This window comes from Sphingopyxis macrogoltabida (assembly GCF_001307295.1).
Classification (GTDB): Bacteria; Pseudomonadota; Alphaproteobacteria; order Sphingomonadales; family Sphingomonadaceae; genus Sphingopyxis; species Sphingopyxis macrogoltabida_B.
Window position 1 is genome coordinate 2,220,623 of the sequence record NZ_CP012700.1, and the last position, 10,672, is coordinate 2,231,294.

The window sequence follows — 10,672 nt, forward strand, 5'->3', positions numbered from 1 at the left end:
CTTGCCCGCTAGTTTGCGGGTCTGGTCATTTCGCGGCTGGCGGACAGGGCAGATTCTCCCCGACCGCCTCGACATTCGCATTCAGCAGCGTCACTGCCAGCCCCTTGTCGCCGCCGAGCGTCACCGCATGGGCGACGCGCGTCAGGTCGGCACCCCCGTCGGCGAAGCAGCGCAGCGGCAGCTTGATCGTCGAAACCTGCCCTTTCGGCGCGGCGCTGACCAGCGCAGAAATGTCGAACGCCGGGCCGCCGAGCGCGATACTGACCGGCCCCTGCCCAACCGCGTCGACGCGCCAGTCGAGACGCAGCGCGAAGCTGTTATTGAGCTGGCGCGACAGGTCGGCGTTGGGGCCCGCCAAGGTGAACGAGGCCGGGCCGCTCCAGACGAAGCTCTTGCCGTCTTCCTGCGCCTTCACGTCGACCGAGCGCGTTTTGAGCAGGCCATAGCTGCTGTCGACCGGCGCCGATCCAACCTGCCGGGAGCCGCCCGCGTCGACGATCGACAAGGTCCACGGCGCCCGCGCGCGGCCGCCGCTGAAATATTTCTCGACGTTGAGCATGCCGGCGATGTCGACGCCGGGCGCTTCAGGCAGCTGCGGCACCGCGGTCTTGTCACCATAGGCCAGCCCATAACCGACCGCGAACTGCGGCTTTTCGAACGGCGATCGCGCGTCGGCGGGCCAGGCGAAGGGCAGCTTGCCGGTAAAGCCGCGCGCCGTCTTGCCGTCCTTGCCCGCAACCAGGACATCGGCCACCCCCACCGCCTGCGATCCGGGCAACCAGCCCGCGACAAAGGCGTCGGCGGCATTGATCTCAGGGTTGGTGAACAACGGCCGCCCCGACAGGAACAGCGCAACGACCGGGATACCCGCCGCCTTCAGCTTCTTCAGCGTCGCGAGGTCTTTCGCTTCCGCCGGCTGATAGTCGAGTGTCGGGACGTCGCCCTGGAATTCGGCATAAGGCTCCTCGCCGAACACGACGATCGCGACATCGGGCTTTTCGGTGAAGCTGCCGTCGGCCGAGAGCGTCGCCTTGCCGCCCGCCTCGCCGACCGCCTTGTTCAACGCTTCCCAGATCGTCTGCCCGTTCGGAAAGTCGGCGTGGGTCACGTCGGTTCCCTGCCAACTGATCGTCCAGCCACCCGACTGCATCGCCATATTATCGGCGCCAGGCCCCGCGACGAGCAGCTTCGCGCCGGGTTTGATCGGCAACACGCTGCCATTATTCTTGAGCAGAACCAGCGATTTGGCGACCGCTTCGCGCGCGACTTCGAGATGCGCGGGCGCGCCCACGGCGGCAAAATCGCCGCGGCTGCCATGCCCGGCGTCGAACAGCCCGAGCTTGTATTTCACCCGCAGGATGCGCCGCACCGCATCGTCGAGCCGCGCTGCGGCAATCCGGCCATCCTTCGCCTGCGCCAGCGTCGTCTCGTACAGCCCCTTCCAGCTATCGGGCGCCATGAACATGTCGAGCCCGGCGTTGATCGACTGGGCGCAATCGGTGACGCTGCATCCGGCGACCTGACCATGACCGTTCCAGTCGCCGACGACAAACCCTTCAAAGCCCATCCTGTCCTTGAGCGCGTCGGTCAGCAGACCCTTGTTGCCGTGGTGCTTGATTCCCTGCCAGCTCGAAAAGCTCGCCATGACGGTCAGCGCCCCGGCATCGATCGCCGCCGGATAGCCCTGTGCGTGCTTGGCAATCAGCTCCTTTTCGTCGACCTTGGCGTCGCCCTGGTCCCTACCCTCGAACGTCCCGCCATCGGCAAGGAAATGCTTGGCCGTCGCCGCGACGTGCGTCGCATCGACAGTCTTTCCGGCGACCAGTGGCCCCTGCAGGCCGAGCACCATGGCCTTGGCATATTTCGCGATCAGTTTTGGGTCGGCGGCATAGCCTTCATAGCTGCGGCCCCAGCGCAGGTCCTGCGGGACCGCAAGCGTCGGCGCGAAGGTCCATTCGATGCCGCTACCCGCGATCTCCGCAGCTGTGACCGCGCCGATCCGTTGGATCAATTCGGGATCGCGCGCCGCGCCGAGCCCGATGTTGTGCGGAAACAGCGTCGCGCCGGGAATATTATTATGTCCGTGGACGGCATCGACGCCGAAGATGATCGGGATCGCCACGCCGTTCGCCTGCGGGCGCAGCGACACCGCGCGAAACTCGCCGACGAGCTTCGCCCAGTCGGCCGCGCTCGACCGCTCATTGCCATTGGGGCCGCTGTTGCCGCCCGCGAGGATCGAACCGAGCGGATAGGTTTCGAGATCCTTCGGCGTAATCGTGCTGATGTCGCCCTGCACGAGCTGGCCGACCTTCTGCTCGACCGTCATCTTCGCGATCAGCGCATCGATCGCCGCTTCGGTCTTGGGATCGGTGATCGCGGCGGGACTCTTGGCGGCGGGCCAGAGTTCGGAATGTACGGCCGCGGCCTCGGTGCCCACCTGCTCCGGCGCCGTCGCCAGTGCGGTGCCTGCCAACAGCAGCATGCTCGCCACAGCCATCGCCTGTCGCCGCATAATCTCTCCCGCCTCATATTGTGAACGTTATCAAAACACCCTCTCGCATAGCCCCGATGTGAAAGCAAGCGGTTGTTTCAGGCGAACCGGGGGCGCTGGGGCATCGTCGCGAGCAACAGCACTGCCACGCTCGTCAGCGCGGCGAGCAGCAGGAACAGCGCATCGAAGCCGAAGCCGGGAACGAGCGAAATCGTCAGCCAGGGCATGATCAGCGACGGCACGGTGTTGGTCAGGTTGAAGATGCCGAGATCGCGGGCGCGATGTTCGGGACGCGGCAGGATGCGCAGGGTCTGGCCGGTGTGCAGCGACAGGAATACGGTCGTCGCGATGCCGAAGACCAGATAGCTTGCCTTGGCCAGATCGGGCGTCGCCGACAGCGCCATCCCGACCATACCGACCGCCGAAATTCCCGCCGCGAAGACGAGCGGACGAAAGGGCCGGTCGTGGCGGTCGGCCCAGCGCCCTGCCGTCAGTGCGATCGGCACCGCGAGCGTCAGCGCGAGACTGAAGATACGCGCCTTTTCATTGTCGTGCATATCCGGGTCGATCGACCGGAACCAGAAATAGAGATAGGCGAACAGCGCCGCCTCGGCGATCTGGACCAGCAGCCGGGCAAGCCACATCCGCACCGCGGGGCCTGTCGGGCGCACCGCGCGATCGCCCGCGACGGCCGACGCCGGCGCGCTAAGTTCGGGAAAGGCGCGCGGCCGGCCGAACAGAAGTACCGGCAGCACGGCTGCGGCGACCAGCGCAGCGATCAGAACCAGCCGGTCATTCGCCGAGACCAGTCCGGGCAGCGTCACCAGCGCCCCCGACCAGGCACCGAGCGCTGGCGAGAAGGCGAGGAGCCCGCCGAGCAGCCCCTTCTGGTCGTCGGGGACGCAATCGCCCGCCCATGCGGCAAGCGGACCGAGGATCATGTTCAGCGCCAGTTGCCAGGCGACGATCAGCCCGACGAGCGTCGCGACATCCTGTGCCAGCGGCATCGCGATCAGTAATCCGATGGTGAGCAGGAGGCCGGCGGCCACCCAAGGCCTCCGGCTCTGCGTCCGGTCGCTCAGCCAGCCGAACACGATCCCGCCGACGCTCGCGGCAACCGCGCCGAAGAAGGTGACATAGCCGAGCGACTGCACGTCGGCCGCACCCGCGAGCCCGCTCATCCGCGCGGGCAGCCAGATCGTCAGAAAGGGGACATAGGCGATCGCACCGCCAGCCGAAGCGAGCGCATAGAGCAGCAGAAAGCGGATTGACTGGCGGCGCGAGACCCCCGTGTCAGCCACGGCGATCCGCTTGCGGAGCGCCCTCCTCAGTCATTGCGATCCGCTGGCGGGGCAGCCGTCGAACCGCGCTGGACGAGGCTGCCCTTGACCACCGTCGGAGTGTCGGGACGCGGTCCGCCGCGCTGCGCCGCGATGATCAGTTCGACCGCACGCGACACGGTGTCGGCGACCGGCTGGTCGACCGCAGTCAACGGCGGCTGCGTGAAGCGCACGATCGGCGTGTTGTCGAAACTGACGATCGACAGGTCGCGCGGCACCTCGAGACCGCGCGACCGCGCGGTTTCGAGCGTCGCGAGCGCCATCTGGTCGTTGCTCGCGATGATCGCGGTCGGGCGGTCGGCACCGTCGAGCAATTGTGCTGCCGCCGCTTCGCCCGACGCAAAACCGAAATCGCCCTCCGCAAGCAGGCCATCGGTGGCCACCCCGGCTTCGGCCATCGCCGCCCGCCAGCCGTCGACCCGCCACCCGCTCAGATTATATTCCGACGATCCGGCGATAAAGCCGATGCGCCTGTGCCCCAGGTCGATCAAATGCCGCGTCGCGAGTTCGGCGGAGCCCTCATCGTCCATCGTCAACGCGATGCCGGCCTCACCGCCGTGCGACCCGATACGTGCGAAGGGAATCTTCTGGTGATGGAGCAGATTGACGATCAGCACATTGTCCGAATGCGGCGGGGTCAGGATCACGCCGTCGGGCTGCAACGCGGCGATCGTCGCGCGCAATTCGCGTTCGACATGATCGCTGTGCGTGTCGACCAGTTCGAAGATCATCCGGTAACCAAGCTCGGCGCATTTCAGCATCCCGCCGAGCAGCATCTGGTCGACCCAGTCGACCCCCTGCCGCCCGCGCCAGTCGGCGATCGTCCGTTCGCGGTCGTTGATCGCAAGGATCAGATAGGATCGCGAACCGCTCATCCGTTGCGCCGCGATCGACGGGACATAGCCGAGTTTGTCGATCGACGCCTGCACGCGCTCCTTCATCTCGGGACGCACATTGGGTTCGTTGTTGATGACGCGGCTCACCGTCTGCAGCGACACCCCCGCGTCGGCAGCTACATGCTTGATCGTAACCGATTGACGTCGCCGCCCCATCATCTTCCCCGGTGGCCGATTGCGCTGCAATCGCTAATGGCATCGTCACCACATTGCCAGACGCGAACCCAGTCTATTTCCATAATTTTGGGATATCCGCTTTCATCAACGCCCTTCACTCCGCGTCCTTCGGCGAGCCCGCCGCCGATGGCGAGGTTCAGAATCAGGTGAAAGGGCCGGTCGAAGGGCGCCGCCGGATCGCCAGCCCCGCTCGTCGACCATTCGCTCGCAACGCGCGTGGCATAAGGCTGGCCATCGACCGTCCAGACGATCTTCCCCTTTTCCCAAACGATGCCGAAGACATGAAATCCGTCGAGCGGTGCGGGCAGCGCCGTTTCGTCGCCCTTATGCTTGTTGTTTGGCCACGCCCCGCCGAAATGCAGGGTGCCGAGGATGCGGTTCTCGATTCCGCCGGCGCAGCTTTCGCAGCGGACGCCCAGGTTCACCGCCTCCAATATGTCGATCTCGCCCGACGCTGCCCACGGTCCATAGATGGGCCGTTCGGGCAACATCCAGATCGCCGGCCAGGTCCCCTGCCCCTGCGGCAATTTCGCGCGCACCTCGATCTTGCCATAGGTCCACGCCGCCCGGCCGCGCGTGACGAGGCGCGCGGAACTATAGTCCTTTGTCGCGGTCGCTTGCGCCTTTGCGGCATCGCCCCGCTGCGACAGGGGGAAAGCCGGGCCCCTCGTCCGCTCCCGCCGCGCCGTGATGACCAGCCGGCCGTCTTCGATCGCAGCGTTGGCGGCCTTGTCGGTGTAGCATTGCCGTTCGTCATTGCCGCCGCCCCAGCAATCGACATCGAAATCCCATTTGCTCCGGTCGATGGCCGGGCCGTCGAACTCGTCCGACCACATCAGCCGCCATCCATCCCCGGCCGATCCGGCCGCGGCGCCGCTCGCCAGCAAAAGGATCGCAGCGGCAGCGGTCATTCCGTCGCCGGAGCCTCCGCCCCGCAATAGCGCGCAACATAGGCGTGGTGTTCGGGCAGCGTCGCGACGGTGTTCGTCACATTCTCGCGGAGCATCCTCAGCAGCCGGTCGAGTTCGTCGTCGCGCAATTTCTCGGCGATCGGGTGATAGCTTTGCGGTTCGATCCCCTGCCCCATCATCACCTGCACCCAGCTATTCTCGGCGAACAACTCCTCATTCTTGCGGAAGACGCGGCCGGTTTCGCGGAACAGCTCGATCTTCTGCTCGAGCGAGGCGGGGATCGGCATGTTCGCGACATGGCGCCAGAACGGGCTGTCGCGGCGGTTGGTCGCCTTGTAATGCAGGATTACGAAGTCGCGGATCTGTTCGATGTCCAGCCGCTGCTGGTCGTTGAACTCGGCGGCATCGCGCTCGCTGACCCGGCCGTTCGGCATCATGCGGATAAAGCGCAGTACCGCGCGCTGGATCAGGTGGACCGTCGTCGCCTCGAGCGGCTCGACGAAGCCGCCGGCCAGCCCGACAGCGACGCAGTTGCGGAACCACTGCTTGCGCCGCACCCCGCCCCTGAACTTGATATCGAACGGTTCGATCCGCGGCGTGCCGACGCTCGACATCAGCCGCTCATAAGCGGCGTCGCGCGACAGGTAGCCGCTCGAATAGACGATGCCCGCGCCCATCCGGTGCTGCAGCGGGATGCGCCACTGCCACCCCGCATCGTGCGCGATCGCCTGCGTATAGGGCATCGGCGGGCCGAGATGGTCGGACTGGACCGCGATCGCGCTGTCGTTCGGCAGCCAGTGCCCCCAATCCTCGAACCCCGCGTGCAGCGCGCCGTCGATCAGCAGGCCGCGAAAGCCCGTGCAGTCGACGAACATGTCGCCCTCGATCCGCCGGTCGCCGTCGAGCAATAGCGCCGCAATGTCGCCGCTCTCGCTGTCGAGTTCGACGCGCGCGATCTTGCCCTCGACGCGCCGCGCGCCATCCGCCTCGGCGAGCTTGCGGAGGAAGCGGCCATAAAGCGTCGCGTCGACATGATAAGCGTAGTTCATCCGCTCTTCGGGCAAGTGCGCGAACTTGCCCTGCAGCCCCGCGACCAGTTCGACGCAATAATCATCGTAGGATTGCTCGTGCCCGCGCGCCTTGCCGTGCAGCCAGAAATGCTGGAAGCCCGCCGACCAATGGTCCTTCCCCGACAGGCCGAAGCTGTGGAAATAGCTGTGGCCGTCGTGCTTCCAGTTGTCGAACAATATGCCGAGCTTGAACGTCGCCTGCGCTGCGCGCATGAATTCGGGTTCGGGGATACCGAGGATGCGGTTGAAATTGACCAGCGGCGGGATCGTCGATTCCCCGACCCCGATCGTCCCGATCGCTTCGGACTCGACCAATGTCAGGTCGACGGTCGGCCCCATCGTCCGCGCGATCGCTGCCGCCATCATCCAGCCGGCGGTGCCGCCGCCTGCGATCACGATACGGCGGACGGGTTTGTCTTCATTCATCGGCTGAACATCCTTAACAGGAAGGCGCGCAGCCGCCCCGCACTCTCGGGAGTGAGCGGGGCCAATATGCCGCGGGCCGGTTCGGGAATATGGTCGGTCACATGCGCGCCATTGTCGAAGACATAATGGTCGAACATCGTGCGCCAGATCGCCTTGTCGGCGTCGGGCAGGTCGCGGATCGCGAGGATCGCGTGATGCAGCGCGTCCTGCGGCTGGCCGAGCCAGGCCGGGCTGCGCCGCCACCAGTAATTGACCAGCACATTGAAATCTTCGAGCCCTTCGACATGGTGCCACCACATCGACGGGATGAAGATCGCGTCGCCGGGTTCCAGTTCGACGGTCCGCGCTTCGGCCATTGCATCGACGAAGCGCGGGTGCGCGGCGAGGTCGGGCGCGTCGAAATCGACCATGCTGACCACCCGGCCGGCGGGGGTATTGTCGATCGGCCCTAGATAGAGATTGGGAAACTGCTGCGGCGGGAATAGCGTGAAGCGCCGGCGCCCCACCGCGCAGCATGCAAGATTGTCGGGAAAGTCGTTATGCGCCGCGATCCTTGTCCGCGTCCCGATCCAGATGCTTTTCAACGGATCGCGCGCGCCAAGACCGACCGGATTCGCTTCGTCGAGTCCGTCGAAATGCGACGGGATATCAATCGACGCGAGATAGACGGTGCGGATGTCGCGGAGCTCTTCGGCCTTGTCGAGCCCGGCGAAGATATCGCCGAGCTTGCCCGTCCCGACGCGGAAGTTCATTTCCATCGCGTCATCGTAAAACAGGCGTCCGTCGTGCCCCGGCGGACCGATCGAGACCTTGAATGCGCGATCGCGGGCGTGGTCGAGCAGGTAACGGCGCGCCGCGCGGGCTCCATCACGGCCGGCCGCACTTTGGCCCGCCGCGACCAGCGGCCAGTCGGCGACCAGTTCGCGCAGGACAAAGGGCTCGCGCGCGCCTTCCAGCAACGCGTCGAGCCCTGCCCCCTTATCCCATATGCGCTCGGGCACCGGCGCGATGCGCTCGTAAATGGGCGTATCGCGTTCAGCCACTGGCGAGCCTGCGGTTCTTTCGCGCGACGAGCGCCGAAAGCTGCGACAGCGATGCCAGCGCCATGAAAATGGGCATCAGATGCCCGTCGGCATGCAGGCGCGCCAGTGCGCTGACGTCGAGCGCCTGCAGCTTCGTCTCGTCGATGATGTGAAAGCCGACGAGCGAATGGAGCGAACCGTCGTCGAGCGTCACCTCGAGGCTGAACGGTTCGAGCAGGTCATGCTCGCGCAGCGCAGCGAAAAATGCGCCGCTCGCCCGGTGACCGTCGTCGAGGTCGCCCATCCGCTCAGCAATTTCCTCGAGATAGGGCGTCGGACCGCCCTCGGCGTCGAACAGCCGCACACCTTCTCCGCCGGTCGCGATACGCGGGTGATCGAGGTCGATATGGACCTGACCCGGCCCCTCGCCGCTCGCCGGGCGTCCGATCAGGAAGGGCTGGATCGCCAGCGACCAAGGGCGATAGCGCGCGTCCCAGCGGCCACCGTCGAGGAAAAGATTTTCGGCGGGTTCAAAGCCGAACAGCGCCAGCGCAGTAAAATCGTCGCGTCCGGTCTCGCGCCGGAACAGTATCGGGAAATGGCCCTGCACGCTGCGAAACTCGCTCGGCACGGTCAGCGTCGCCATCACCCCGTCGCCCAGTTCCGCCCCGGCATCGGCGCGCACGCGCAACTCACGGTGGCCGTTGCTGTCGAGGACGGCGTGACTGGTCATTCGGCAGCTTCTTTCTGTTCGGCCGCGGCGCGGTCGTCCGCCAGCGTATCGAGATAAAGGCGGTTGGTCGGCAACCCGGCGGCCAGCGTGCGCGCCCGCTGCCGCATCTCGGCCAGCGCGGCCAGCGCGCGGTCGCTCGCGGGCCAGCCGGCCGGCGCCGGGAAACCCATGCCATAGAGGATATATTGGTGGCTCTGCGCCGAGAAAATCTCGTCGACATAGGGAAAGTCCCATGCCGAGGGCGGCTGGCCGCGCCACAGTTCGAGCAGTTCGGCAAGGTGCGGCGGGATGTGCGCCGGGTCGCGATGCGCGCGCCAATAGGGCTCGTCGCGGCGACTGAGGACATAATGGAGCTTCAGAAACTCGACGATGCGGTCCCAGCGATAGCGGAACAATTTGTTGAAGCGCCCGGCATGGATATCCATCGCGGCGCGGTCAGCGGGAAAATTGTCGGTCAGCGCGCGCAGCGACAGTTCGATGAGCACGATCGCCGAGGCTTCGAGCGGCTCGATGAACCCCGCCGCCAGCCCGATCGACAGGCAGTTTCTTTCCCAGAAACGCGCGCGGTGCCCGGTGCGAAAACTGATATGCTTGAACGGCACCCCGAACGCCTTCGTCTCCGGCACCGCTCCGGGCAATTCGCGCGCGATATAGTCGCGCAGGACCGCCTCCGCCCGCTCGGCGTCCATGAAGCGGCTCGAATAGACGCAGCCGATGCCGCGCCGCGACGGCAGGCCGATGTCCCAGATCCATCCCGCTTCGTGCGCGGTCGCGATCGTCTGCGACGCGATGGGGCTGCCCGGCGGCACCGGCACCTGCGACGCGATCGCGCGGTCGTTGAAGGCATGATCGCTGCGATCGATCCAGTCGACCCCCAGCGCGTCGCCGATCAGCAGCCCCTTGAAGCCGCTGCAATCGATGAACAGATCGCCCGCGATCTCCCGGCCGCTGCGCGTCGTCAGCGCCGCGATGTCGCCGTTGTCGCTATGCCGGACGCCGGTGACATGGTCGAGGATATGGGTGATCAGCGGGCTCTGCTTCGCATGTCGCGCGAGCAAGGCACCGAATTTCTCCGTCGCAAAGTGATAGGCATAGTTGGTCGCGCCCTGATAGTCGGGCATCGAGCGCTGGCGCGGCGCGAGGTGGAGATTGCACACCGCCGCCTGCGCGCTCATCGCCGCGGCGAAAGGCTGGTCGGACGCCGAAACCTGCCAGGCGGCAAGCAACTCGCCGGTCGGCAGCGCCGGCGGCGTGGTGAAGGGATGAAGGTAGCTGTCGCCCGCCGAACCATCGACCCAGCCATCGAAGCGTGACGCCTGCTTGAACGCCCCGTCGCACGCGGCAAGAAACTCGCTCTCGTCGAGGCCGATCGTCGCCAGCGTCGTCCGGATCGTCGGCCAGGTGCCTTCGCCGACACCGACGATCGGCACATCGGGTGCCTCGACCAGCGTGATCGAGAGCGGCGCCGCCTTCGCGCGGCGCGAACCCGCGATCAGTGCTGCCGCCAGCCAGCCGGCGGTCCCCCCGCCGACGATGACAACCCTCTCCACCAAGTCGCTCATTGCACCCGATCCTAGGCCCGCGATGGCGCCGCGTCACGCAAAAG

Annotated in this window: 8 protein-coding genes; all 8 read right to left on the reverse strand. The window is 66.2% G+C overall.

Annotated elements, in window-relative coordinates:
• Positions 1 to 25: 25 nt before the first annotated feature.
• Positions 26 to 2,497, reverse strand: coding sequence for a glycoside hydrolase family 3 protein (locus AN936_RS10490; protein WP_234715806.1), 2,472 nt, complete (start codon positions 2,495 to 2,497; stop codon positions 26 to 28).
• A 92-nt stretch (positions 2,498 to 2,589) separates the two neighbouring features.
• Positions 2,590 to 3,792: an MFS transporter gene (locus AN936_RS10495; protein ID WP_054588107.1), complete on the reverse strand. Its 1,203-nt coding sequence runs from the start codon at positions 3,790 to 3,792 to the stop codon at positions 2,590 to 2,592.
• A gap of 26 nt (positions 3,793 to 3,818) precedes the next feature.
• On the reverse strand, positions 3,819 to 4,883 hold the full coding sequence (locus AN936_RS10500; protein ID WP_084758280.1) for a LacI family DNA-binding transcriptional regulator: 1,065 nt from the start codon (positions 4,881 to 4,883) through the stop codon (positions 3,819 to 3,821).
• Positions 4,883 to 5,815, reverse strand: a complete 933-nt coding sequence (locus tag AN936_RS10505; RefSeq protein WP_054588109.1) for a glycoside hydrolase family 16 protein — start codon at positions 5,813 to 5,815, stop codon at positions 4,883 to 4,885. Before AN936_RS10505 ends, AN936_RS10500 begins: the two co-directional genes overlap by 1 nt.
• Positions 5,812 to 7,311: a tryptophan halogenase family protein gene (locus tag AN936_RS10510; protein ID WP_054588110.1), complete on the reverse strand. Its 1,500-nt coding sequence runs from the start codon at positions 7,309 to 7,311 to the stop codon at positions 5,812 to 5,814. Before AN936_RS10510 ends, AN936_RS10505 begins: the two co-directional genes overlap by 4 nt.
• Positions 7,308 to 8,354, reverse strand: a complete 1,047-nt coding sequence (locus AN936_RS10515; RefSeq protein WP_054588111.1) for a cupin-like domain-containing protein — start codon at positions 8,352 to 8,354, stop codon at positions 7,308 to 7,310. Before AN936_RS10515 ends, AN936_RS10510 begins: the two co-directional genes overlap by 4 nt.
• On the reverse strand, positions 8,347 to 9,066 hold the full coding sequence (locus AN936_RS10520) for a SapC family protein (RefSeq protein WP_054588112.1): 720 nt from the start codon (positions 9,064 to 9,066) through the stop codon (positions 8,347 to 8,349). The genes AN936_RS10515 and AN936_RS10520 overlap by 8 nt, the downstream gene beginning before the upstream one ends.
• On the reverse strand, positions 9,063 to 10,628 hold the full coding sequence (locus AN936_RS10525; protein ID WP_054588113.1) for a tryptophan halogenase family protein: 1,566 nt from the start codon (positions 10,626 to 10,628) through the stop codon (positions 9,063 to 9,065). The genes AN936_RS10520 and AN936_RS10525 overlap by 4 nt, the downstream gene beginning before the upstream one ends.
• Between the last annotated feature and the right edge of the window lie 44 nt (positions 10,629 to 10,672).